Here is a 25227-nt window from a genome sequence, read left to right on the forward strand (position 1 = left end):
TCGTATCGAGCCGTTCGGGCTCGGCTAGCATCACTGCCAAATGGCTGCCACCGATGTCGAACCCAACGAGATGTCCAAATGGGATCCCGGGCTCACCGAGCGCGTCATGGGCTGGCTGCGTCCGCTGATCAAGGGCTATCACCGGGCTGAGATTCGCGGCCTGGAGGCGTTCCCGCCGGGTGGCGCGTTGGTGGTGGCGAACCATTCCGGCGGGCTGTTCGCCATGGACGTGCCGGTGTTCGCGACCGGCTTCTACGAGCACTTCGGATTCGACCGTCCGGTCTACACGCTCAGCCACGATGTCATCTTCACCGGACCCACCGGCGAGTTCTTCCGCCGCACCGGTTTCATCCGGGCCAACCACGAAAACGCCGACGAGGCGCTCCGATCCGGCGGCGTGGTGGTGGTGTTCCCCGGCGGCGACTACGACGTCTACCGACCGACGTTGTCGGAGAACGTGATCGACTTCGACGGGCGCACCGGATATGTGCGGGCCGCGATCAACGCCGGAGTGCCGATCGTTCCGGCGGTGGCGATCGGCGGCCAGGAGAGTCAGCTCTACCTGACCCGCGGGATGGGCCTGGCCAAGGCGCTACGACTGGACAAGGTGATGCGGGTGAAGATCCTGCCGATCTCGGTGGGTTTCCCGTTCGGGCTGTCCGCGGTGTTGCCCGTCAACGTCCCGCTGCCGACCAAGATCGTGATGCAGGTACTCGAACCGATCGACGTGACAGCCGAATTCGGCGAACAGCCCGACATCGACACGGTCGACTCCCACGTTCGCCGGGTCATGCAGAAGGCGCTCGACGGGCTGGCCAAAGAACGCCGCCTGCCGGTAATCGGGTAGCGATGGCGCTCGGTCTGCTGGGCAGCATGGTCCGAGCGGGGATCATCGCCCCGATGCGGCCCGACAAGTATCTGCGCATCGCACGCGTGGTTCGCCGCGAAGGACTCGCCGTCACAAGCGGATTCGCGATGTCGGCGCAACGCTGCCCGAACCGTCCCGCGCTGATCGACGAGCTGGGCTCGCTGACCTACCGCGAACTCGAGCAGCGGGCCGATGCGTTGACCGCTGCTCTGCAAGCATTGCCGGGCGGGACCCCCGAGGTAGTGGCGATCATGTGCCGCAACCACCGTGGATTCGTCGAGTCGCTGATCGCCGCCAACCGGATCGGCGCCGACGTGCTGCTGCTCAACACCTCGTTCGCCGGCCCGGCACTGGCCGATGTGGTCAATCGCGAGGGCGCGGACGCGGTGATCTACGACGAGGAGTTCACCGAGTCGGTGGACCGAGCGCTGTCCGACAAGCCCGACACCACCCGCATCGTCGCCTGGACCGACCATCCGGATCGCCACGACGTCACCGTGGAGAAGCTGATCGGCGCTCACCTCGGTAAGCGACCCGTCAAGACGGATCGCAAGGGCAGGATGATCCTGCTGACGTCGGGCACGACCGGTAATCCCAAGGGCGCCAAGCATTCCGGCGGCGGGACAACGGAGCTCAAAGCGATGCTCGATCGGGTGCCGTGGCACACCGAGGAAACCACGGTCGTTGTGGCGCCGATGTTTCACGCCTGGGGTTTCTCACAACTGATCTTCGCCGCGTCGCTCGGGTGCACGGTGGCCACCCGGCGCAAGTTCGATCCGGAAGCCACCCTCGAACTCATCGACCGTCACCAGGCCACCGGCTTGTGCGTGGTGCCGGTGATGTTCGACCGGATCATGGACCTGCCCGACGATGTACGGCGCCGCTACAGCGGTCGCTCGCTGCGGTTCGCGACCGCATCCGGATCGCGGATGCGACCCGACGTAGTCACGAAATTCATGGACGAGTTCGGCGACATCCTCTACAACAACTACAACGCCACCGAGGCGGGGATGATCGCCACCGCGACACCGACGGATCTACGCGCCGCGCCGGACACGGCGGGAAAACCCGCTGTGGGCACCGAGATTCGCATTCTGGATTCCGACCATCAGTCGGTGCCCACCGGCGAAGTCGGCCAGATCTTCGTCCGCAACTCCAACCGCTTCGACGGTTACACCTCCGGCGCCGGCAGGAACTTTCACGACGGCTTCATGGCCTCCGGCGACGTCGGTCGACTCGACGAGGCCGGTCGACTGTACGTCGTTGGTCGCGACGACGAGATGATCGTGTCCGGCGGCGAGAACGTCTACCCGATCGAGGTGGAGAAGACGCTGGCCGGGCACTCCGACGTCGCCGAGGCCACCGTGCTCGGCGTCGACGACGAGCAGTACGGTCAACGGCTGGCGGCGTTCGTGGTGATGACACCGACCACATCAGCCACCGTCGATGATCTCAAGCAACACGTCCGCGACAACCTGGCCAATTACAAAGTGCCGCGCGAGATCATCGTGCTGGACGAGTTGCCGCGCAGCAGTACCGGCAAGATCTCCCGGCGTGACCTGCATGCTCACCTGAACGATCAGGCCTGAGCCAACGCGCTTTCGATCACTGTCAGCTGCTCGGAAAGCCCTGCCGCACGCCGGATTTCGATGAGCTCCGCGATGATGGCCCCGGTCACTTCATGTGGATCGTCGACCGTGGCGCCGTCGGCGAGCACCGAAACATTCAGCTGGTCAACGTAACTCCACACCGTGATGTTCAGACCGCTGCCGGTGGTCAACGGCCCCACCGAATAGATCTCGGTGACCATTGCGCCACCGACCCGGCCGTGCTCACGCGGGCCCGGGACGTTGGAGATCGGCAAGTTGAGCACCTTGTTCTGGCCGTCGCGGCTGGCCAGCCAGCGGAACAGCGACTCCGACGGCCCCGGGGGAAAGTACGCCGCCCATCGGCTGACGAGTTCCGGGCCGAGCAGCTGGTGGCTTTCTTTGGCGTCGACGGCGTAATCGTGAGCGCGTCGGACCCGCTCCAACGGATCGTCGACATCCGCGGGCAGCGCCACCATCATTCCGGTGAACAGGTTTCCCGAGACCCGGTCCGGCGAGAAGTCGAAGCTCACCGGCACCGACGCCAGCAGCGGGTGGTCGGACTCACCGTCGTAGTGCAGCCGCAGCTTGCGCAATGCACCCGCTGACAGCGCCAGCACCATGTCGTTGATCGTGGCGCCGAGCGCCTTGCTGGTCTCCTTGATGTCGCCCAGCGCCAAAGTCGCTGTGGCGAAACGACGTTCGGGAGTGAGCATGTGGTTCATGAACGTTGGCGGCGGGGTGAATGGCATCGTCAATTCCGGCGAGAGCTTGCGCGAGCTGCGACGCACCCGGTTGATGCCCTTCGCGGTGTAGCCGATGGTCCCCGGGATTCGACCGATGTGGCGCATGTGATCGGCAAACGCCGACCGCACCAGTTCCCCGGTTGATGGCGTCGGATCGGGCGCGTAGCGAGCGTCGCCGGTCTGCGGGCCCGGCGCCAGATCCATGCCGCGCGCCAACAGGTTCGCCGCGGCCACACCGTCGGCGAGGGCGTGGTGGACCTTGCCCACCACCGCGATCCGGTTGTCGGCCAATCCTTCGACGAAGTACATCTCCCACAGCGGATGGTCGCGGTCCAACGGCGTGCTGGCGATCTCGCCGATCGCCTCGTCCAGTTCGCGGCGGCCGCCCGGGGCCGGCAGACGCCACGGGCGTACGTGATAGGTCAGGTCGACGTCGCAGTTTTCCCGCCACATCGGGTGGTGCAACTTGAGCGGAATGTCAACCAGCTGATAACAAAACGGCTCCAGCTTGTACAGCCGGCTGTGGATCACCCGGCGGAACGCATCGATGTCGAAATCACGACGGTCGGCGTCCAGCTCGATCACGGCGACCTTGAGCGTGTGCATGTGCACATTCGGCGTTTCGCTGTACAGCAGTACCGCGTCCCAGCCGCTCAGCCGCTTCATGGGAGCGACCCTAACAACCGCGCGACGGCTAAATAACCTCTTTCGCCGCGATCATCCGGTTGCGATGAACCTGACCCAGAAACAGCCCGACCGCTGTCGACATGGCACCGGTTCGCGCGCCGTCGATCATGTCGAAACCATGCCCGGCGCCGGGCAACTCCACGTAGCCGACCAGCGAACGGGAAACGGCCCGCAGGCGCTCGATGAAGCTGCGCGCCTGCGCGACTGGGATCACCCGGTCGCTGCTGCCGTGTATCACCAAAAATGGTGGGGCGTCTGGGTGTGTCCGGGCAATCGGCGAGGCGTTACGGAACACCTCGGGATGCCGGCTGATCCTTCGCTTGACCACCACCCGCTCGAGGAAGTCGACGAACTGGTCCCGCTCCGGGGTCGATCGGTCCTCCCAGTCGTAGCGGCCGTAGATGCTTACCACCGCATCGACAGAGGTATCGGAGTCCGGCGGCAGGTCGCTCTGCATGTCGGGGTCGTTGGCGGTCAGTCCCGCCAGCGCCGCCAAGTGTCCGCCGGCTGAACAACCAGCTACCGCAATGAAATTGCGGTCACCGCCGAACTTGTCGACGTTGGCGCGTGCCCACGCGATCGCGGTTTTGACGTCGGTGATGTGCGACGGCCAGCGGTTGTGCGGCGACACCCGATACTCGGCTGACAGGCACACCCAGCCCATCTCGGCCAGGTGGGACATCAGCGCATAGCCCTGAAGTTGCCGGCCGCCATGTACCCAGGCGCCGCCGGGCACGAAGATCAGCACGGGCGCGGGACGAACCGGCAGGTCCTTGCGACGCCACACGTCCAACAGCTGCGACGGCTCCCGGCCATACCTCACCGATGTCCTGTGCAGGTGGCGTCGATGCTGCCGCGCCCGCCAGAACGGCGGGGTCCGGTCGGGAGCCGGCCACTCGATGTCCAGGTCTTTGGTTGGCACCAAGCCCCGCAGCGCGGCGTCGGTGACGGCCAGGGTTTGGTCCCGCTCGGCCTTGCGGGTCGCACCGATGCCGGGAGTGAGCCACGACCTGGCCGACGCCGACATGAACTCGGGCGCCAACCGGGAACCCCAGATGCTCATCGCGGTGATGCCGCCGAGTGGTTCCAGATGCTTGCCCACCACCGGTAGCGAGGCCATCGCGTCGCTGGCCGCCAGCATGTAGTCGCCCGGGCGGGCTCGCAGCAACCATTTGATGTGCGACGCCAGGGAGCGCCCAGCGGGGCGCGGCGCCGGTCGTACATTCATCGGCGCAGAATACCCCGGGGTATGGGCCTCCAACCCGGAATCGTGCCCAGTTCCCTGCCGATCGCCGGAGCCACACCCTGATGGCGTACGGTCGAGAGTGTCGGGCGGCTCGGTGACGAGCGGAAATGCCCGATCGAAAAGGAAAAACTGATGGCTTCACCGACCATGTCTCACTCACCCTATTTCGTTCGCTTGGAACTGGTCAGGGACACCCTGATGTCGCATTCCAAGCTGAAGGACGCCGAAGCCAGCGAATTGGCGGAACACGTTCTGCAGGCCCTGAATTCGATTCCAGAGAAGATCCGCTGAGCCCGCGGCGGCAGCGCCGCCTGCCGTAACCACACGTCGACGGGGCACAGACCTAGCGGCTGACGAAAAGCCGTTGAGGCGCAACCGCTTCCGTGGCAGGTTCGAGCGGGTCACGCGTCAGCAGCCACGCAGCGCGTGTCACCCGACGGGTGTACGATTGAGCGTGCTGAGACTTCCAGCCGTTACGGAAGGGATCTGGCCGCTGTGCCGCCGGACCCAAATGGGCATTCGCTCGCGCCGCACATCCTGCCTCATTTAGTGCAGCAAGATGTTGTAAGTAATTGCCGCGCAACGCAAGACGCGCCGCCCCCGTTTCATGTTGGAAGAGGACCAGGTATACGTCATGATCACTCTCGGAGTCGTCCCCGGCGCGTTTCTCGCCGTGCTGGGACGCACGGGATACACCTTCGGCGGACGCCGGCACCACCACTGACCCGCCCGGATAGACCCCCCGGCTCGGCCAGCAGCGGAGATTGTGAGCGGCCGAGCCGGGTGCCTTCCGTTGGCGAGCAAAGCCGACCCAGACAACCGCGCTAGAAAGGCGGAAACCCATGGCGATCACCGACGTTCCGGCCTTCGCTCACCTGACCGATGTCGACATCGACAACCTCGCCGTTGAACTCGACGCGATCCGGCAGGACGTCGACGATTCCCTTGGCGCGCACGACGCCCGCTACATTCGTCGCACCATTACCGCGCAGCGCGCGCTGGAAGTCGCCGGCCGGCTCATTATGGCCGGTAGCTCGCGACGCCCCGCCTGGTGGGCCGGGACCGGGACCCTCGCAGTGGCCAAGATCATCGAGAACATGGAGATCGGCCACAACGTCATGCACGGCCAGTGGGATTGGATGAACGACCCCGAGATTCACTCTTCGACGTGGGAGTGGGACATGAGCGGGGTGTCAAAACACTGGAAAGCCACTCACAACTTTCAGCACCACAAATACACCAACATCCTCGGTATGGATGACGATGTCGGCTACAGCACGCTGCGGGTCACCCGCGACCAGCCGTGGAAGCCGTACAACGTTGGCAACGTGCTCTTCAACACCATCCTGGCGCTCGGCTTCGAGTGGGGAATCGGCTTGCAGCCCATCGAGTTCGGCAAACTTCTCGGCGACGGTCCTGGCCGCGATCTGACCGCTCGACAGATCCGCGAATTCACTACGAAGGCGGCAAAGCAACTCGTCAAGGACTACGCCGCGTTCCCGGCGCTGACCTCGGTCTCGCCTGCGGCGACCTTCGGGTCGACGCTGAAGGCCAACATCGTGGCCAATGTCATCCGCAACATCTGGACCGACGCCGTGATCTTCTGCGGGCATTTCCCTGATGGCGCAGAAAAATTCACAAAGACCGACATGATCGGCGAAAGCCGGGGCCATTGGTACCTGCGCCAGATGCTGGGCAGTGCCAACTTCGAGGCTGGACCGGCGTTGCGGTTCATGAGCGGCAACCTGTGTTACCAAATCGAGCATCACCTCTACCCCGACCTGGCGAGCAACCGATTGCACGAGGTCTCGTTGCGGGTGCGCGAGGTCTGCGACAAGTACGACTTGCCTTACACCACAGGCTCATTCCCCGTGCAATGCGCCAAGACGTGGCGCACGATCGCCAAGCTGTCGCTGCCAGACCGCTATTTACGCGACACCGCCGACGACGCTCCAGAAACCCGCAGCGAGCGGATGTTCGCCGCACTTCAGCCCGGATTCACCGAGACCGCACCGGCGACCGGGCGTCGCCGCGGTCTCAAGACCGCGATTGCGGCTGTCCGTCAATGGCGTCAGGATGGGCGCGCGGGCGATGGCGCCGGTCAGGACCGAACCGCACGTCAGGCCACGGCATGCTACTGATCGGTAACCTACGGTAACGTAGGTCGGACCAGGGTTGGTCTGACGCCAGCGAAACGGCTGGTATGACAGCGTCCCAGCGATCAACGGAGGCCGGTTGAGGTGAGCGAGATGCGTTTTCTCGATCTGCACGGTGAGCAGATTGCCTATCGCGATGAAGGTGCCGGCGAGGCGTTGCTGTTGATCCACGGCATGGCAGGAAGCTCCGCAACATGGCGCGCGGTCATCCCCGAGTTGGCGAAACGATATCGGGTGGTCGCACCGGACCTGCTTGGACACGGCGAATCGGCGAAACCGCGCGGCGACTATTCGCTGGGGGCGTTCGCGGCGTGGCTGCGAGATCTGCTCGATGAGCTCGGTATCGACCGGGCAACGGTTATCGGTCAATCACTGGGCGGCGGTGTGGCCATGCAGTTCGCCTATCAACACCGTAACTACTGCCAGCGCCTCGTTCTGATCGGCAGCGGTGGACTGGGCCCCGACCTGAACTGGATTTTGCGGATCCTCTCGGCACCCGGTGCTGAATTCCTACTGCCGGTCGTCGCGCCGCAGCCGGTGTTGAACCTCGGCAACAAGCTGAAATCGTGGCTTACCTCAGCCGGAATTCAATCGCCCCGCGCGAGTGAGATGTGGAGCGCCTACTGCACGCTGTCAGATCGGCCGACTCGCCAAGCATTCCTGCGTACGTTGCGATCGGTGGTCGACTATCGCGGACAGGCGGTCAGTGCACTCGGCAAGATCCACGTCAGCTACGGGCTACCCACCTTGCTGATCTGGGGCGACCAGGACCGGATCATTCCCGTCTCCCATGGCTACGCCGCTCACGAAGCTGTGCCGGGTAGCCGACTCGAGGTGCTCGCCGGTGTCGGGCATTTTCCGCATGTCGAGTCCCCGAAAGCGGTGGTCGACATTCTGGACGACTTCATCGCCACAACAGATCGAGAAGCGACCGGCTCGCAGTGTTGATCATCTAGCTCGAATCATCAACACCGACAATAATATTGACGTGTCATCGCGACCGTGAAAAGTCGGTCGGGTAGTCCGGGTCCCAGGCGTCGCTCAGCGTTGGCGATACTGGAACGATGCCGAGCACCGAGTTCCATCCCGACCTCCGCAAGGTCGCCCGTTTTGCGCCTCGGGCGCTGGTCGGGCCCAGGACGCTGAGACTGATTCGCCGGCTCTCACGGGCGGTCCAGCGCGGCGGCGGCAGCGGCGACGTCGAGGCACTCATCCTGAGCTCTGGTGTCGGGGTGCGACTGCACCGCCCGGAGGGCGTCAGCCAGCCCGGGCCGGCGTTGCTGTGGATTCACGGCGGCGGCTACGTCATCGGCACCGCGCGACAGGACGACGAACTGTGCCGCCGGTTCGCGCGCGCGCTGGGCGTCACCGTCGCATCAGTCGACTACCGGCTGGCACCCGAGCACCCCTATCCCGCGCCGCTGGAGGACTGCTATGCGGCGCTGACCTGGCTGGCCGCGCTGCCCGCCATTGATCCGGCACGGATCGCGATCGGCGGGGCCAGTGCCGGCGGCGGGCTGGCAGCGGCCCTGGCGCTGCTGGCGCGGGACCGCGGCGAGGTGACGCCGACCCTGCAGTTGCTGGCCTATCCGATGCTCGATGACCGCAGCGGCTCGACACCGGAGAACCCGAATTACCGGCTGTGGGGACCGAAGAGCAACCGCTTCGGCTGGGCGGCCTACCTCGGCAACGCCGATCCGAAGGTCGCGGTGCCGGCGCGGCACAAGGACCTCGGTGGTCTTCCCCCAGCGTGGATCGGCGTCGGCACCCACGACCTGTTCCACGACGAGGACCTCGCCTATGCCGCCCGGCTGACCGCGGCCGGGGTGCCGTGCCAGATCGAGACCGTCCCCGGCGCGTTCCATGGCTTCGACCTCGTGGTGCCGAAAGCGGCTGTGTCCAAAGAGTTTTTTGCCAGCCAGTGCGCGAGCCTACGATCCGCGCTGGCCGTCACCAGCTGATGTCTGCCGGTGCGCCCTTTGCGGTGAGCGAGGAACAGCGGGCACTGCGCGGCGCGGTCGCCGACTTGATGGCCCGGCACTCCGGCGAGGCGCAGGTACGCATCCAGATGGCGACCGACACGGGTTTCGACCCGATGGTGTGGCGCCAGCTGGCAGCCATGGGTCTGACCGGTCTGCTGATCGACGAGAAGTACGGCGGCGCCGAATCGGGCCCGGTCGAAATGGGCATCGCGATGGAGGAGATGGGCCGGGCGCTGCTGGTCAGCCCGTTCCTGTCGACGGCCGTGTTGGTGCCCGGCTTGCTGACCGAAGCTGGCGACGCGGCCGAGTGCGACGCGGTGCTACCGCGCATCGCGGCGGGGGAACTGATCGCGACGGCGGCCTTCGCCGAGGACGGCTCGGCCCGGTTGCCGGCGACGATTTCCACGTCAGCGGGTCTGATCGGCGACACCTGGCACCTCACGGGCTACAAGCATTTCGTGCTCGACGGGCTATCTGCGCAACTGTTCTACGTGTTGGCGATCACCGACAACGGTCCCTCGGTGTTCGCGGTCAGCGCCGGCTCCCCCGGTTTGGCCGTGACGTCGCTGACCACCCTCGATCCGACCCGCAAGCAGTGCCGGCTGCAATTCGTCGACACCCCCGCCCGGTTGATCGGCCGGCCGGGTACCGGTGTCGGGGTCTTCGACGCCGCGCTCGACCACGCGGCGGTGGCCTTGGTCAGCGAGCAGGCCGGCGGCGCGCGGCGGGCAGTCGAGATGGCCACCGCGTACGCGAAGACCCGCTTCCAGTTCGGCCGCGCGATCGGCAGTTTCCAGGCCGTCAAGCACATGTGTGCCGACATGTTGCTGGAGGCAGAGTCTGCGGTGTCGGCGGCGCGCTTCGCCGCCCACGCATTCGCCGACCAGACGGCCTCGCGGGTGGCGGATCTTGCTCTGGCACAGGCGTACTGCTCGGACGCATTCGTCTTCGTGGCGGCGACCAATATCCAGGTCCACGGCGGTATCGGTTTCACCTGGGAACATCCGGCGCATCTTTATCTGCGTCGGGCCCGCAGCGACGCGCAGTTGCTGGGCGGCGCATCCTGGCACCGGGAACGCTACCTGCAGCAGATCGGAGCCTGATGACCCCGCCGGCGACGACAAACAGTGCAGTGCGATCGATAAGGGCAGGAGGAGTGGCGCTTGACTGACGACGAACTGCGCGGTGAGGTCCGGAAGTGGTTGGCGGCCAACTGGAATCCCGATATCGACCGCGCCAGTTGGGCTCACATCGTGGTCGATGCCGGGTGGGCGACCCCCAGCTGGGAATCGGAGTTTTACGGCCGTGGTCTCACTGATGCCCAATCTCGGCTCGTCGCAGCGGAATTCGCCGCCGTCGGAGCGCACGGTTGCGGACATGACCGCGGCAACCTGTTCGCCTGCACGCTGCACGACGCGGGAACCGACGAGCAGAAGCAGCGGCTGATTCCGCCGTCGATACGCGGCGAGAGCAAGTGGTGTCTGCTGTACAGCGAGCCCGGCGCTGGCTCGGATCTGGCCGGCCTGCACACTCGGGCCGAGCGCGACGGCGACGAGTGGGTGATCAACGGGCAGAAGGTGTGGACGTCGTTCGCCAAGACCGCCGACTACGGGATGTTGGTGGCCAGGACCGACTGGGATGTGCCCAAGCACCAGGGCATCAGCTTCTTCATGCTGCCGATGCGTCAGCCCGGCGTCGAGATCCGGCCGATCCACCAGATCACCGGTGAATCGGAATTCAACGAAGTCTTCATCGAAAACGCCCGGGTTCCCGCCGAGAACCTGATCGGCGAACTCAACGGCGGCTGGTCGGTGCTACAGACCGCGCTGGCCTACGAGCGCCGGTTCATGGCCGACATCGCCCGCACGGCCCGCGACGCCAAGCGCCCCCAGGCCGAGAAAGCCCATCTGCTGGTCGAATTGGCGCGGGACGCCGGCCGGTTGGACGACCCCTACATCCGCCAGCAGATCGCCCGCGTCGACGCCTTGGCCACCGTCAACCGGTGGAACACTCAACGCTCCAAGGCGGCTACCGATCGTGTAGAGTCGGCCACGTTGCTCGCGCTCGGCAAGATCGCGATGTCGCGGATCCTGCACGAGACCGCGCGCGTCGAAACCGAAATCGTCGGCGCGCAAGCTTTGTTGACCGGCCCGGACAACCCCGTCGGCGACGCCGTGACCTTCCGGACGCTGAACGCCTACTTCACCTCGATCGGCGGCGGCACCGATCAAATTCAGCGCAACATCATCGGCGAGCGTGTGCTGGGCTTGCCGAAAGAGCCTGAGCCATATCGCAACACGCCGTTCCGGGACTTGCCGCACTGATCCGGCCCGTGCCATCCTGGCAAGCGTGGCCCCTCGCGAGAACCCATTCCGGGCGATTCTCGACCCAGTGGCACGCAAGTTGCATCTGCCTTTCGGCACCAGAGACTTCATCGACAAGATCGTCCGCGGGGGTGTGGATCAGGCCGGCCGGCGCACACTGCAGATGCTGATCAGCACCTGGGATGTCACCGGCGGTGGACCGTTCGCCGCCAGCGCGATCGCCACGGCGGGCCTGGCCAAAACGGTCGACATCGCGCAAGGCCTGTTCATCGGCCCGGTTTTCAACCCACTACTCAAGGCGTTGGGCGCTGACCAGATCACGTTCCGCGCCTCGCTGTGCGCCTCGGCGGTGGTCGGCCTGGGCATCATGCGCTACGGGGTGAAGGTGGAGCCGATTCACTCGATGGATGTCGACACCCTGGTCAACGCGGTGGCGCCCACTCTGCAGCGCTACCTCATCGGTGACATTTCCTGATTCACCCTGACGTGTCGACGGTTTCGCCGCTGATGATGGTCGCCGCGACCATTCCGGCGTCCAGTTCGGCCAACGCCGTTTGCGGCGTGACGCTGAGCACGCACAGATCCGCGGGTTCACCCGGTTCGACCAGACGCGGCCGGGTGGGGTGTTCTGCGCTGCCGAGAAACATGGTCAAAGCCGTTCGGGCCGAGACACATTCAGTGCTGCCCAGTACGGCTCCGCTGTGTGTGGTGCGATACACCGCGGCGCGCATCGCCGCCCACGGGTCCCCATCGCCGAACGGCATATCAGTGGACAGCGCCACCGGCACCCCCGCCTCGATCAGCGACGCCACTCGCCACAGTTGATCGTGTTCGGCGGCGGGCACCTCGTCGAGGTACTGATCTCCGCGCTCGACAACGAAATTGGGCTGGGTCACTACCGTCACCCCGAGGTCGGCTATGTCGGCCAGACAGTCCGAGGGAACGACGGCGGCGTGTTCGATGCGGTCACCCGGATGACAGCCGGCGTCGCGCAGCGCCGCGATCGTCACCAGTAACTGCGCGGCGGTGACGCAGTGGACGGCAACCGGGTGGTCGTCGCGGTGCCGCTCGACGATCCAGCCGGCCAGCTGCTCGAGGTCGAGGTCGTCGTCGTGCAGGATCCGCTTGCCCGGGGCCAGACAGTGCACACGCTGACGGAGTTCACCGCGGCGGTGCAGCTCCGATAACCGCACCACGTCGGCGATAGCGAGATCCGGTGTGGCGTCGGTGATCCCGGTGACACCGTTGCTGCTCAGCCGCTGGCTGAGGTCGGCCAGGCTGTTTTCGCCGCGCCCCAGGGCGTCCGCCCAGGAGTCGGTGCTGCGCAGCCGGCCGTCTGGGTGATCGGGCAGGCCGACGCGTTGCAGGCCCGCCGAGTTGAGGATCCACAACAGTCCGCTGCGATGCTGAATCCGCACCGGCGCGGCGGGCGCGATAGCGTCCATCGCGTGGCGGTCCAGTGGTCCGGCGACCGAATCGTGGTATCCGACAGCGCGGATCCAGCCGTCCTCACCGGCCTCGGCGCTCGCCAGCGCGGCGGCCAGTGCGGCGTGATCGCGGACCTGCGGTGGGCCGACCCGGATCGAGGTCGCCGCGGCTGCCGCGGAGTACAGGTGCACATGGTGGTCGTGCAGGCCCGGCAGCACTGTCCCGCCTCTTGCGTCGAGCACATCCTCGCCAGACTCCGGTGTCAGAGTCTCGGCCACCTCGTCGATGCAGTCGCTCACCCTGATGTCGACGGCAGTGCCGTCGAGTCGCGTCGCGCGCTGAATCAGCATGAAGCGCCGAGCCTCTCGGACACCAGGCACTCGACGGCTCGATTGTCGGCCCCCAATGCTGACGCCGGCGGTGCCTCGGGCCGGGTGACCGCGGCCGCAGTGGCGCCGGGTGGCAGCGCCGCGTACCGGGCGGCCACTTGCGCCATCGCCACGTCGATCACCTCGCCACCACCGCGGCGCAGCGACTCCCCCACCGCGCGCGCCGCTTCCAGTCCGGTGAGCGGGTCCGCGATCGCATCGCCACGAAACACCGGTCCGCGGTCGTCGTTGTCGACCAGACCGCCGGCGACGGCGGCGTCGTCACCGAACGCTGGACGGTCCGGCTGATCACCGTAGCCATTGATCCGCAACCAGATTCGCCCTGGCCGGGCAGGCACGTCCTCGCTGGCGAGCCGACGGCGATGCAGTGCCCCGCGACGTGATCCCTCGATGACGATGTCGGCCACATCCAGCAGCCGGCGCAGTGCGTCCGCTTCCGCGTCGAAATCGACGGCATAGGAGAGCTTTCCGGTGTTCATCCAGTCGAAGAAGGCCGGCTCGCCGCGGCGGGTGCCGTCGGGCCGACTCGGGCTCTCCACCTTGACGACGACGGCGCCCGCTCGGGCGAGGAGCCGGCCGCACAGCGGTCCGGCCCACAGCGACGACATGTCCACCACGAGCAACCCGCCGGCCCGTCGCGGCACCACAGCGGCACCACAAATCCGAACCGCCGGCACCCCGGCCGACGCTTCGCCCAGGGCTGCGGCGGCGATGTCGAGCAGCCGGGTGCGGGCGATGACCTCGTCGCTGCAACGCAGTGCGGCCCAGCGGGACAGCGCCTCCCACGGGTCACCGACGACCGCGCCGACTTCCATCAGCGCCGGTAGCGCCGCGAGGTCGTCGTCGCGGGGCAGCGCCACCGCGCACCACCCGTCAACGGTGGGTAGGAGTCTGGTGGCGCCGCCGGCCGAGATACGGCCGGGCGGGCCGAGATTCATGATCGCTGCGCGGCCGGCCAAGGTGGTCGCGGCGTCGACGTCCACGCCGAGCAGCCCGCCGATGTCGGCGGCCACGCGGCAGGCTTCCTCCAGCATCAGAATTGCAGCGCGGTGAAACGCCAGTCGAGGACTTGCCGCGGCTCGTCGGGGTCGGCGCTGAACGCGTAGACCACCGAGCGCAATCCCAGTACCCCACCGCCTTCGGTCTGCTCGGCAGACTCGATGTGCAGTTCGCTGTAGAGGGTGTCGCCTTCATAGACCGGCGCGGTGTGATCGCAGGACTGCCAGCCCAGCACGGTCGCCAGGTTCGGCAACAACTTGCCGGCCTGCGCCAGCGCCAGCCCGATGGTGTGCCCGCCGTAGACCAGCCGGCGTCCGCCGAGGCGCGAATCATGGTGGACCCCAGCGAGATTCAAGGTGAGGCGGGCCAACTCCGGTGCGCTGCTCACCACGTCGGCGCTGCTGTGCAGCACCGTTCCGGCCAGGCCGGGGTCGAAATGCGGCCCGGTGACCCGCTGCCGGAAGGCATCGCCGTTCCACTCGGCGGCGGCCGAGGGCGGCGGGGCCAGGTCGGCACCGACCGTCGACAGGTCGTCGGCATGGTTGGAGCCCTCGGGGTCGGCACCGGCACTCAACGGCAACATCGCGCAGCGGTAGAAGTCGAGGATCAGCCGGTCCGCCTGGTCGATGGTGGTGATGCGCAGGGCTATCAGCCCGGTGGGCGCCCGGCCCGGCTTCGCCGAATTCTTCTTCAGCCCCACGATCTCGGTGCGGGTGAACAACGTGTCCCCGATCGCCGGGAACCGGAAGAAGGTCAGTCCGCGGTAGAACAGGTTGGCCTTGACGTGCTGGGTGGCCAGCGTCGACTGCCCGATCGCGACGTCGCAGACCAGGCCGGGATGCGCCAGCGTCGCGGGCAGGCCGGTGACCGCGGCGGACAGTTCGGCGTCCAACGGCAGGCGCAGCCGGTCGCCGAGGATGCTCTGATGCACGGCGGCCAGACCGGGGGTGAGCGTCATCGACGGCGCGCCGGTGAAGACCTGGCCGGTGTGCACCTGGTCGAAGTACGGGCCGACTGTCATCGTGACCCCGCTCCCCGGCATGCCAACATGGGCGTATGGGGCTTGACGACGACGAGGCAATGCTGGTCGCGACGGTGCGCGAGTTCGTCGACAAAGAGGTCAGGCCGACGGTCCGTGAAGTCGAGCATGCAGGAGAGTATCCCGAAGCGTGGATCGAGCAGATGAAGCGCATCGGCATCTACGGGCTGGCCGTCCCCGAGCAGTACGGCGGCACGCCGGTGTCGATGCCGTGCTACGTGCTGGTGACGCAGGAGCTGGCGCGGGGCTGGATGAGCCTGGCCGGCGCGATGGGTGGCCACACGGTGGTGGCCAAGCTGCTGGCGCTGTTCGGCACCGACAAGCAGAGGCAGCGTTACCTGCCGCCGATGGCCACCGGTGAACTGCGGGCGACGATGGCGCTGACCGAGCCGGGCGGTGGCAGCGACTTGCAGAACATGTCGACCACCGCAGCGCCGGACGGCGCCGATGAATCTGTTCTCGTCGTCAACGGCTCGAAGACGTGGATCTCCAACGCACGCCGGTCCGGGCTGATCGCGCTGCTGTGCAAGACCGACCCAAAAGCGACCCCGCGCCACAAGGGCATTTCGATACTGCTGGCCGAGCACGGCCCGGGGCTGACTGTGTCGCGGGATCTGCCCAAGCTGGGCTACAAGGGCGTGGAGAGTTGTGAGCTGTCCTTCGACAACTACCGGGTGCCGCTCTCGGCGATTCTCGGCGGCGATGCGGGAAATGGCTTCTCGCAGATGATGAAAGGCCTCGAGACAGGACGGATTCAGGTGGCGTCGCGCGCGTTGGGAGTGGCGACCGCCGCCTTCGATGACGCCCTGGCCTACGCGCAGCAGCGGGAAAGCTTCGGTCAGCCGATCTGGAAGCACCAGTCGATCGGCAACTACCTCGCCGACATGGCGACCAAGCTGACCGCCGCCCGCCAGCTCACCCGCTATGCCGCCGAGCGTTACGACAGCGGGCAGCGCTGCGACATGGAAGCCGGGATGGCCAAGCTGTTCGCCTCCGAAGTGGCCATGGAGATCGCACTCAACGCGGTCCGGATCCACGGCGGCTACGGCTATTCCACTGAATACGATGTCGAACGCTACTTCCGCGACGCGCCGCTGATGATCGTCGGTGAGGGCACCAACGAGATCCAGCGCAATGTGATTGCCGCACAGCTGGTGTCCCGCGGCGGGCTCTAGCCCGCCGAGCGGCCAGTTGTGGTCGCGCTTTTCGCGAATTGTGGGCAATAAGTGGCCACTCGGCACGATGTCGCAGTGCAGACCAAACCGCGACCGCGCTTCTGTTTCGCGCGGTACGGGTCAGCGCACGGCGTCGACGAGGCCCCAGGCCAGCGCGACGGACGGGTCAATGGTCTGGCCGCTCAGCACCAAATACGCCGTGCGCCAGCGACCTATCCGCCGAGTCACGCTGACGGTGCCACCTGCGCCGGGAATCAGCCCCAGGCGCAGCTCGGGCAGCCCGAACACGGTATCGGCAGCGGCTTCGATGCGGCCGCAGAACGCGGCCATCTCCAACCCGCTGCCGACCACCTGGCCGTGCACCTCGGCACGGCACGCCGGACCGAGTCGGGCGGTGATCGCGTCCAGCGCCAGCGCCGGGCTGTAGCGGGTGCGGGCCAGATGCGCGCTGGCCGGGTCGGTGAACGTGCCGAACTCGTCGAGATCACCACCGCTGCAGAAAGACGGCCCGTTGCCGGTCAGCACAACCTGGTCAACCGACCAATCCAGTTGCGCCACAGCCAAAGCCTCGAGCAAAGCAGCCCGGGCATCGGTGGAGAAGGCGTTGTGCCGCTGCGGGCGGTTGAACGCGATGTGCAAGGTGCCGCCGTCGCGGCGGACCTGCACCGGATCGGCGATGTCGGGCATGGTGGCCGGACCGCGGGCGGCCAGCCAGCTGGCGAATTCGGCGCCGGCCTGCAAGGTGGAGTAGGCCAGCGACTCCGTCACCACCCCGGGCGACGCCGCACCTGCCGGATCCACCGAGCGCAACACGTCGTCACAGGTCGCCGCCGCGATCGGCCATTGTTGAACCTGCGCCGTCAGCTCAACGAGCGCGGTGTCGATCGATGCGACGGTGATCGCCCGGCGATCGTCGGCGTGGTCCTCGGTGAGCGTGAATGTTGCCCGCTGCAACCAGAATTCGGAGGCACCACGCAACGACCCGATGGCGACGACCGGGTCACCGAGAAGAGCAGAGTCGACCGTGGAGTCAGGCTCTGAGACGTCGACAACGCGCAGCGTCACACCGAATACTTCTTGACCAGTTCGTGTTTGAACATCTTTCCGGTATCGGTCCGCGGCAGTTGCGCTTCGAACGAGATCGACTTCGGACACTTGTAGTGGGCCAACCGATCGCGCAGCCACCCCAGCAACTCGTCGGCGAATTCGCCGGTCGCATCGGCCGGATCCACGGTCTGCACCGCGGCTTTGACGCTCTGGCCCATCTCTTCGTCCGGAATCCCAAAGGCCGCTGCGTCAAGCACTTTCGGATGGGTGACCAGCAGGTTCTCCGCTTCCTGCGGATAGATGTTCACGCCACCGGAGATGATCATGTGGTGGCGGCGGTCGGTCAGGAAGAGATAGCCGTCCTCGTCGACGTAGCCGACGTCGCCGACGGTGGTCCAGCCGTGCTTGTCGTGCGCCGCCGCCGTCTTCTCCGAGTCGTTGAGGTACTCGAAGGAAAACCCACCCTCGAAATAGATTTCGCCCGCCTGGCCGGGCGGCAACTCGTTGCCGTTCTCGTCGAGGATGTGCAGTTGGCAGTTCATCGGCTTGCCCACCGAGCCTGGGTGGGCGAGCCACTCGTCCGCGCTGATCAATGTCGATCCGATGGCCTCTGACGAGGCGTAGTACTCGTCGACGATCGGTCCCCACCAATCGATCACCTGCTTCTTGATCTCCACCGGACACGGCGCGGCGGCGTGCATCACCCGTTCCAGGCTGGACAGATCGAACGAGTTGCGCTTCGCTTCAGGCAGTTTCAGCATCCGGGTGAACATGACCGGCACGAACTGTCCGTGCGTGACCCGGTGGAGCTGGATGGCATCCAGACAACCTTCGGGGTCGAACTTCTCCAGGACCACCGTGGTGATGCCGCCGGCCTGCACCGTCATCGACCACACCGACGGCGCGGTGTGATACAGCGGCGCCGGGCTGAGATAGACGGCATCCGGGTGCATCCAAAAGCCGACCAGAGCCGACATCATGCCCTGCGCTTCCGCGGGCGAGACGTGTGGCAGCGCTCGTTTGATTCCCTTCGGCCGACCGGTCGTACCCGAGGAATACTGCAGTAGATCACCTTCGCGCTCGTCCGCAATCGGGGTATCCGGCTGAGCGGCAACGCATTCCGGGTAGCGCTGCCAACCGTCGAGGTCGGGCTCTCCTTCGCCGGAGGCAAGTAGCAGCATTGCGGGCAGGCCGCCGGGTAGATGCTGGGCGAGGTTCTCGCACGTCTTGCGGAGCGCGGCCGACCCGACGATCGCCTTGGCGGCGCTGTTGTCGATGATGTACGCGGCTTCGGGCGCGGTCAGGTGGGTGTTGATCGGCACGTAGTACAGCCCGGCGCGGCGGGCCGCCCACATGACAGCATGGATGTGCTCGTTGTTCTCCATCAGGATCGCAACCGCGTCACCCTCGACCAGCCCGGCCCGCCGGAAATAATGTGCCAGCCGATTGGCACGGGCTTCCAGCTCGTCGAACGTGATCACCGTGCCGGAGGGGTAAAGGATGATAGCGGGCTTGTCGGTTCCACCCTGCCGGGAGGTGTGCTCGCGAATCTGCATGGCCAGACTGTACCGCCGGGAAATTTGACAGCTGTCAACAGGGCGTGATCGGTCCTTGACTACCGCGAATGCACCTGTTCGATCGAAAGATGCGGGTGCCCGCCATGCCGCTTGGCGCGGCCGCCGAAGGGTGCCGCCAATGTCGGCAGCACCTGGCGCCGGTAGTGGATCAGGGCCACCAATGCGATCACCCCGTACACACCGCTGAGCGCCAGGCGTCCCTCGGTCGAGGTGAGCGGGAATTGCACGACGAACAGGCCGAGCAGCGCCCAGGCCGCCCAGCGCTGGAACCGCAGGCCGAGCAACAGCGTCACGCCCATCAATGTCTGCGCCGCGGTCAACACGATCTCCTCGATCTGCCGGCCGTCCAAACGCATTGCGGCGCTTCCCCCGCCGAGCATGTACGCCACCGGCAACGATCCGATGAGCAGGGTCCACTGGTTGACCTTCGCCGAGATCAGCGTCGCGATGGCGTCGTCACCTTTGCCCCTGGACGCGAAGATGGTCGCGATGATGAATTCCGGCGCCTCTGACGCCAGCGGAGCCAACCACTGCACCAACAGGAACCTGTCGATGCCCAACTGGGTACCAGCGCCGATCAGGTTGTCGGCGAACGGTTTTGCACACGTCACGATGACCGCGGCGGCGAACAGGAACAGCGCGGCCACCGTGATGCGGCGGATGCGGTCGGGCAGCGCGCCCAGCGCTGCGGCGGTGCCGACCAACTCGGGTTCTTCGACCTCGCCGCGCGTCAGTTTGAACAGGTAATAGCCGAACCAGCCCAGCAGGGCTAGCCCGAATCCGATGTGGATGCGGCCGCTCGCCGGGATGGCGAACACCGCGACCCCGGCGATCATCAGGAAGCCGATCTCCACCCGGTTGCTCGGCTCGAGCTCCAGCCCGTCGATCTTGCGGCCGGACGTCCGGCGGGCCACCAGCACGCTGACCAGAACGACGACCGGCCAACCGAGGCCCATCAACAACCGATTGGAGCCGGTCATGTTCGCCGCCGCGTACTGGGTGTACTCGGGTAGGTGGCCGGCGGTGTAGGCGTAGTACAGGTCGACGGCGTACTCGGGCAGGACCGCGATCACGGCCAGAACGGCGACGGCGAGGCTGCCTGACACGTCGATCTGAGCGGCTTCCGCGGCCCACGCCAACACGAAGCTGGCACCGACGACGGCGCCGCCGTACGCGATCAAGCCGACAATGGGATCGAGCTGGATACCGACGACACGAAGCACCAGAGCCGGGCAGATCGCGGTGCCGACGATGACAAGCGAGCGGAACAACGTCCGCGAACCGGCACGCGACCCCGTTACAGCGCACCTCGTCGTTGTCACGTCGCCAAGCTACCCGGTGAGCACCTATCCAGCAACATAGCCTAGCTACCGAACGGATCCGGCGCGCGGATCAAATTTGCTGGTCGGCAGCGTCGCAAAGGAGAGTTCGGCTACCCGATCTTTGGGATTCGGCAACCCTGCTGCCGCAGCGGGAGCGCCCTAATCGGACTCGGCCAGACGCTGCTTGAGCGCCTCGAACTCGTCCTTGACGCCGGTGGGCAGCTTATCGCCGACGAACTCGAACCACTCTTCGATCAGCGGCAACTCTTGGCGCCACTCGTCGGCGTTGACCGCCAGTGCCCGATCCACGTCAGCGGCGTCGATGTCGAGCTCGGACAGGTCGAGGTCATCGACACCGGGAACGACACCGATCGGTGTCTCCTGGCCGCCGGCCTTGTGCTCGATGCGGTCGACGATCCACTTCAGCACGCGGCTGTTCTCGCCGAAGCCCGGCCACAAGAACTTGCCGCCGTCGCCACGACGGAACCAGTTGACGAAGAACACCTTCGGCAGCTTGGACTCGTCGGAGTTCTTGCCGAGGTCGATCCAGTGCTGGAAGTAGTCACCGACGTTGTAGCCGAGGAACGGCAGCATGGCCATCGGGTCGCGGCGCACGTCGCCGACCTTGCCCTCGGCGGCTGCGGTCTGCTCGCTACCCATGGTGGCGCCCATGAATACGCCGTGTTGCCAATCCCGCGCCTCGGTCACCAGCGGCACCGTGGTCTTGCGGCGAGCGCCGAACAGGATGCCCGAGATCGGCACACCCTGCGGGTCGTCCCACTCCGGCGCCAGGATCGGGCACTGCGACATCGGCGTGCAGTACCGCGAGTTCGGGTGCGCTGCTTTGGTTTCCGTCTCACGGAGGAGCCAGTCGTTGCCCTTCCAGTCGATCAGGTGGTCCGGCTCGCCCTCCAGACCTTCCCACCACACGTCACCGTCATCGGTCAGCGCGACGTTGGTGAAGACGGTGTTGCCGGCGGCAATGGTCTTCATGGCGTTGGGATTGGAGTCCCAGTTGGTGCCCGGTGCGACTCCGAAGAAACCGAACTCCGGGTTGACCGCGTACAGCCGGCCATCCTTGCCGAACCGCATCCAGGCGATGTCGTCACCGAGGGTTTCGGCGCGCCAGCCCGGAATCGTGGGCTGCAGCATCGCCAAGTTCGTCTTACCGCAGGCCGACGGGAACGCGGCGGCGAAGTAGTACGCCTTGTTCTCCGGCGAGATCAGCTTGAGGATCAGCATGTGCTCCGCGAGCCAGCCCTCGTCGCGGGCCATCGCCGAGGCGATCCGCAACGAATAACACTTCTTGCCCAGCAACGCGTTGCCGCCGTAGCCGGACCCGTAGCTCCAAATTTCGCGGGTCTCCGGGAAGTGCGTGATGTATTTCGTCTCATTACACGGCCAGGGGACGTCTTTTTGACCCGGCTCCAGCGGAGCGCCGATCGAATGCAAGGCCTTGACGAAAAAGCCGTCGCCGCCGAGCTTGTCCAACGCGGCCTTGCCCATCCGGGTCATCACCTTCATCGAGGCGACCACGTATTCGGAGTCGGTGATCTCCACCCCGAGCTTCGGGTCCTCGGCACCGAGGGGGCCCATGCAGAACGGGACGACCCACATGGTGCGCCCGCGCATGCAGCCGCGGTACAGCTCGGTCATGGTGGCCCGCATCTCGGCCGGCGGCTTCCAGTTGTTGGTCGGACCGGCGTCGACCTCGCGCTCGGAGCAGATGAAAGTCCGCGACTCGACGCGCGCGACGTCGGACGGGTCCGACAGCGCCAGGTAAGAGTTCTTGTGCTTCTTCTCGTTCAGCTTGGTGAACGTGCCGGCCTCGACCAGTTGATCGGCGAGCCGCTGGTACTCCTCGTCGGAGCCGTCGGCGAAAATTACTCGATCCGGCTGGGTGAGCTCGGCGACCTCCTCGATCCAGGACAACAAGCCCTGGTGCTTCGTCGGGGCGGTATCCAGACCGGGAATCGTCGCTGAAGTCATCAAAATCTCCTGCTGTCGCGTTGCACGTGATGCGCGGCTAGTTTGCGGCGGCTTGCTCACAGGTTATCGCGAGCGGTATACCCATAAAAAGTCGAGGTTGTATCGGTTAACTCACAGGAACGATTCAGAACACATTATCTGCGGTGTTTGTCGCCGATTTTCCGCCAATTTGCCCGTCGTCGGTGCCCTCCGGCACCGGCACCTCGGCCTCGTCGCCGACATCGTCGGACGCGCTTTCACCCTCGTCGACCGTCTCGGTTTCGCCGAGTTCGGCCCGCACCGCGGTGAGGGCGGCCTGCAACGTCGGCATTTCCTTGCCGCGCAGCGCCGCGGCCCGCGCGCCGGAGACGGAGTGCTCCCGCAGCTCGGTGTCAATAGCGCTGACCTGCTCTGCCACCCGGGTGCTCTCGGTTTCGTCCTGCTCGCTGAGCGCCGCGGTCAGCGCCGATTCGGCGGCCAGCACCCGCGTCGCGACCAGCTGTTCCGCGGCGGACTGGACCAGGGCGGTGGATTCGCCCACCCATCGGTCCAGCAAGGCCCGGTCGCGAAGCAGCCCGCGCATCCCGACCACCCAGACGGTGAGCGCAAGCCCGATCGCCGCGCAGGCGACGGCGCCGGCCGCGGTCAGCCCGGGGGTCAGGTCGGCCAGCAGCCGGCTGAGGGTCAGCGCCACGCCCAGCCCGAAGCCGGCGCCCACCAGCATCATCAGCCGGGTCTCCAGCTTTCGTGACTTCAACTGCGGCGCGGGCAGGTCCACCGTGGGCAACGGCGCAGGTGCGGGCGGGTCGATCTTCAAGCCCAGCGTCTGAGCGACCTCGGCCAGATGCGTCGTCGTGCCGTCGCCCACCTCGGCGAATACGGCGTTGAGCCGGATGCCGGCATCGGACTCGAACTCCCGCAGCTTGCCGCGGCTCAGATTCGCGGCGTCTTCCTGCAGCTCCGCACGCACCGCGGCACAGCGGTTGCGGCCGAGGTAGGACAGCTGCACGCGGGCCTGCTGGGTCTGGCTGCGCAGCGCGATCGTCCGCTCGGACTTGGCCAGCCGTCGCTGCCGCAGGATCTCGCCGCGCTGCTCCCGCAGTGCCTCGACCCGCGCTCGGCGGCCCGCTCCGTCGGCGTCGCGATCGTATCGGTCGGCGACGGCCTGAAGCCGGGATTTCCACGCGCGCAACCTATTTCGCCGAGTGAGCTCAGCGTTGGACAGGTGCTCGGATAGTGCTGTGGCGAGGTCATCGATGCGCGGCTCACCTTCTTCGGGCGCGGCGGCGACCCCGACCCACGGCACGTCGCTGTAGCGCGGCGCGTGCGCCGCCAACGCCTCCCGGTTGCCGGCCAGAACGTCGTGCCAGTTCTGATGCACGTCGATCTTGGAGACCGCAGCGATCACCGCGTCGGTCTCGGCGGCGGCCGCATCGAGCAGCGCGCAGTCGGAGGCCGTCAGCGCGGCGGCGGCCGAGACGACGAACACCACCGCCGTCGGCGCCTCGCCGGTCTCCAGGTCCGTCGACTCGATGAAGGTCTGCTTGGGCAGCCGCTCGCTGAGCGCCGCGACGACGCCGCTCACCCCGGCCAGCCATGGCCCGGTCACCAGCACGGCGTCCCGGCGCTCGGTGGTCGGCGTACCGAGCTGCGGGCCGATCTCCGTCACCATGGCGTCCACTTCGGCGATCGCGTTGCTGGCCTTCTTGTCGCTCACACCGATCCTCCGACCCTCGACCACAGCCGCAGCGAGCCGCGGACGATGTCCGCGTCGCAGGCCCGCTCGGTACCCCCGACCGGACCGCGGCGCAGACCCTGCCAGTGCTTGGCCCGACGTAGGTGCGCCGCCGCGGTGTCGTCGCGATCCACCGGGATGCCGACCGCCTCGACCGCCTCCACAGCAGCCATCATCCGGGCGACCACGGTGTCGTCATCGGTCAGGAACTCACTGATCCGCTGGTCGGTAACGGTCATCGTCTCCAACTCGGCAACGGCATCCAGCATCCGCTGGTAGCGCGCTGGCGCGCCGAGTGCACCGATCTTGTCGACGACGGCGTCGATCCCGCTCAACCCGCGCAACAGGGCGTCGACGTACCCGCGGCCGACTCCCCGCCGGATCGCGGCGCTCGCCTGCCGGATGCCGAATGCGTCGAGGGTGGCCATCAACCGGCTGCGGAGGGCGGCGTCGACGGACTGTCCGCCAGCCATCGCCCGCAGCCCCTGCCACGATGCGTCGTCCAGCATCGGGCCGGCCAGGATGCCGATCAGCGGCTCGATGGGCACCCCGGCGCGCGCGGAAAGCTGGGCGCATCGGGCTCTGGCAGCGGAGGTTGGACCGTCGGGGTGACGACCGGGTGCGGTGGTCGCGAGCAGGTCGGCCTTGTTCAGCACGGCCAGCAGCGGCCGCCCGGCGGCCTCGATGGCGGCGTGGTCCTCGGGTTTGACCGCATCGGCCAGCACGTGGACGTTGACGTCGGCATTCGCTGGGGATGTCAGCGCGAACCCGCGAGAAGCCAGAGCGTGCGCGACCGTGGTGCGGCCGACGCCACGGCGCCCCGTGACGGCCACCCGCAGCGGGGCGGCGAGCCGCTTCGCGATCGCGGCGCAGCGCGGGTCGCCGACCGCGTCGGCAAACCGCTCCAGCTCTTCGACGAAAATCGGCAGCCCCTATCCGCTCAGGTCGCCTTG

Annotated in this window: 20 protein-coding genes and 1 pseudogene; 10 read left to right on the forward strand and 11 right to left on the reverse strand. The window is 66.6% G+C overall.

The features are described from left to right. The first annotated feature begins 40 nt into the window (after window positions 1-40). Entirely contained in the window at window positions 41-847 is an 807-nt protein-coding gene (locus tag ACQY5A_RS24010; protein ID WP_428342754.1) for a 1-acyl-sn-glycerol-3-phosphate acyltransferase, read from the forward strand. Window positions 848-849: 2 nt separating this feature from the next. Beyond that, the gene (gene fadD12, locus ACQY5A_RS24015) at window positions 850-2457 is read left to right on the forward strand and encodes an acyl-CoA ligase FadD12 (RefSeq protein WP_428342755.1); all 1608 of its coding nucleotides are present in this window, start codon (window positions 850-852) and stop codon (window positions 2455-2457) included. Here the strand turns inward: fadD12 and ACQY5A_RS24020 are convergent. Both ACQY5A_RS24020 and ACQY5A_RS24025 read right to left on the reverse strand, forming a co-directional pair. Further along, window positions 2448-3866 carry a WS/DGAT/MGAT family O-acyltransferase gene (locus tag ACQY5A_RS24020; protein WP_428342756.1) on the reverse strand — a complete coding sequence of 473 codons (1419 nt, stop codon included), beginning with the start codon at window positions 3864-3866 and terminating at the stop codon, window positions 2448-2450. The two genes, fadD12 and ACQY5A_RS24020, sit on opposite strands and share 10 nt — an antisense overlap. 28 nt (window positions 3867-3894) lie before the next feature. Further along, complete coding sequence (locus ACQY5A_RS24025) at window positions 3895-5115, reverse strand: alpha/beta hydrolase fold domain-containing protein (protein ID WP_428342757.1); 1221 nt, start codon at window positions 5113-5115, stop codon at window positions 3895-3897. 150 nt (window positions 5116-5265) lie between these two features. Between ACQY5A_RS24025 and ACQY5A_RS24030 the strand changes: the two genes are divergently transcribed. From ACQY5A_RS24030 to ACQY5A_RS24060, 7 genes are all read left to right on the forward strand, one after another. Continuing rightward, entirely contained in the window at window positions 5266-5424 is a 159-nt protein-coding gene (locus tag ACQY5A_RS24030; RefSeq protein WP_428342758.1) for a DUF6307 family protein, read from the forward strand. A gap of 551 nt (window positions 5425-5975) precedes the next feature. Next, on the forward strand, window positions 5976-7274 hold the full coding sequence (locus ACQY5A_RS24035) for a fatty acid desaturase family protein (RefSeq protein WP_428342759.1): 1299 nt from the start codon (window positions 5976-5978) through the stop codon (window positions 7272-7274). 108 nt (window positions 7275-7382) lie between these two features. Then, window positions 7383-8237, forward strand: a complete 855-nt coding sequence (locus tag ACQY5A_RS24040; RefSeq protein WP_428342760.1) for an alpha/beta fold hydrolase — start codon at window positions 7383-7385, stop codon at window positions 8235-8237. Window positions 8238-8353: 116 nt separating this feature from the next. Further along, window positions 8354-9250 carry an alpha/beta hydrolase gene (locus tag ACQY5A_RS24045; protein WP_428342761.1) on the forward strand — a complete coding sequence of 299 codons (897 nt, stop codon included), beginning with the start codon at window positions 8354-8356 and terminating at the stop codon, window positions 9248-9250. Window positions 9251-9273: 23 nt separating this feature from the next. Continuing rightward, complete coding sequence (locus tag ACQY5A_RS24050; protein ID WP_428342762.1) at window positions 9274-10374, forward strand: acyl-CoA dehydrogenase family protein; 1101 nt, start codon at window positions 9274-9276, stop codon at window positions 10372-10374. Between the two features lie 60 nt (window positions 10375-10434). Continuing rightward, complete coding sequence (locus ACQY5A_RS24055) at window positions 10435-11595, forward strand: acyl-CoA dehydrogenase family protein (RefSeq protein WP_428342763.1); 1161 nt, start codon at window positions 10435-10437, stop codon at window positions 11593-11595. Window positions 11596-11620: 25 nt separating this feature from the next. Further along, window positions 11621-12070 carry a hypothetical protein gene (locus ACQY5A_RS24060; RefSeq protein ID WP_428342764.1) on the forward strand — a complete coding sequence of 150 codons (450 nt, stop codon included), beginning with the start codon at window positions 11621-11623 and terminating at the stop codon, window positions 12068-12070. Window position 12071: 1 nt separating this feature from the next. Here ACQY5A_RS24060 and ACQY5A_RS24065 read toward each other — a convergent pair whose 3' ends face one another. From ACQY5A_RS24065 to ACQY5A_RS24075, 3 genes and pseudogenes are all read right to left on the reverse strand, one after another. Then, window positions 12072-13373: an amidohydrolase family protein gene (locus ACQY5A_RS24065; protein WP_428342765.1), complete on the reverse strand. Its 1302-nt coding sequence runs from the start codon at window positions 13371-13373 to the stop codon at window positions 12072-12074. After that, window positions 13367-14467, reverse strand: a pseudogene (locus ACQY5A_RS24070) (CoA transferase); the annotation flags it as partial. The pseudogene ACQY5A_RS24070 and the gene ACQY5A_RS24065, both read right to left, overlap by 7 nt. After that, window positions 14446-15432, reverse strand: coding sequence for a MaoC family dehydratase (locus tag ACQY5A_RS24075; protein WP_428342766.1), 987 nt, complete (start codon window positions 15430-15432; stop codon window positions 14446-14448). The pseudogene ACQY5A_RS24070 and the gene ACQY5A_RS24075, both read right to left, overlap by 22 nt. Before the next feature lie 35 nt (window positions 15433-15467). On the opposite strand from ACQY5A_RS24075, the gene ACQY5A_RS24080 reads away from it, so the two are divergent. Continuing rightward, window positions 15468-16625 (forward strand): acyl-CoA dehydrogenase family protein, encoded by a 1158-nt coding sequence (locus ACQY5A_RS24080; protein WP_428342767.1) that lies wholly within the window; start codon window positions 15468-15470, stop codon window positions 16623-16625. Window positions 16626-16745: 120 nt separating this feature from the next. Here ACQY5A_RS24080 and ACQY5A_RS24085 read toward each other — a convergent pair whose 3' ends face one another. From ACQY5A_RS24085 to ACQY5A_RS24110, 6 genes are all read right to left on the reverse strand, one after another. Next, the gene (locus ACQY5A_RS24085) at window positions 16746-17684 is read right to left on the reverse strand and encodes an enoyl-CoA hydratase/isomerase family protein (protein ID WP_428343316.1); all 939 of its coding nucleotides are present in this window, start codon (window positions 17682-17684) and stop codon (window positions 16746-16748) included. Window positions 17685-17686: 2 nt separating this feature from the next. Continuing rightward, on the reverse strand, window positions 17687-19228 hold the full coding sequence (gene fadD4, locus ACQY5A_RS24090) for a fatty-acid--CoA ligase FadD4 (RefSeq protein WP_428342768.1): 1542 nt from the start codon (window positions 19226-19228) through the stop codon (window positions 17687-17689). Between the two features lie 59 nt (window positions 19229-19287). After that, window positions 19288-20571: a sodium:proton exchanger gene (locus ACQY5A_RS24095; RefSeq protein WP_428342769.1), complete on the reverse strand. Its 1284-nt coding sequence runs from the start codon at window positions 20569-20571 to the stop codon at window positions 19288-19290. 159 nt (window positions 20572-20730) lie between these two features. Beyond that, window positions 20731-22560, reverse strand: coding sequence for a phosphoenolpyruvate carboxykinase (GTP) (locus tag ACQY5A_RS24100; protein WP_428342770.1), 1830 nt, complete (start codon window positions 22558-22560; stop codon window positions 20731-20733). A gap of 124 nt (window positions 22561-22684) precedes the next feature. Further along, window positions 22685-24211: a hypothetical protein gene (locus tag ACQY5A_RS24105; RefSeq protein WP_428343317.1), complete on the reverse strand. Its 1527-nt coding sequence runs from the start codon at window positions 24209-24211 to the stop codon at window positions 22685-22687. Window positions 24212-24252: 41 nt separating this feature from the next. Beyond that, entirely contained in the window at window positions 24253-25107 is an 855-nt protein-coding gene (locus tag ACQY5A_RS24110; protein ID WP_428342771.1) for a hypothetical protein, read from the reverse strand. Between the last annotated feature and the right edge of the window lie 120 nt (window positions 25108-25227).

This window comes from Mycobacterium sp. (assembly GCF_965277065.1).
Lineage (GTDB): Bacteria > Actinomycetota > Actinomycetes > Mycobacteriales > Mycobacteriaceae > Mycobacterium.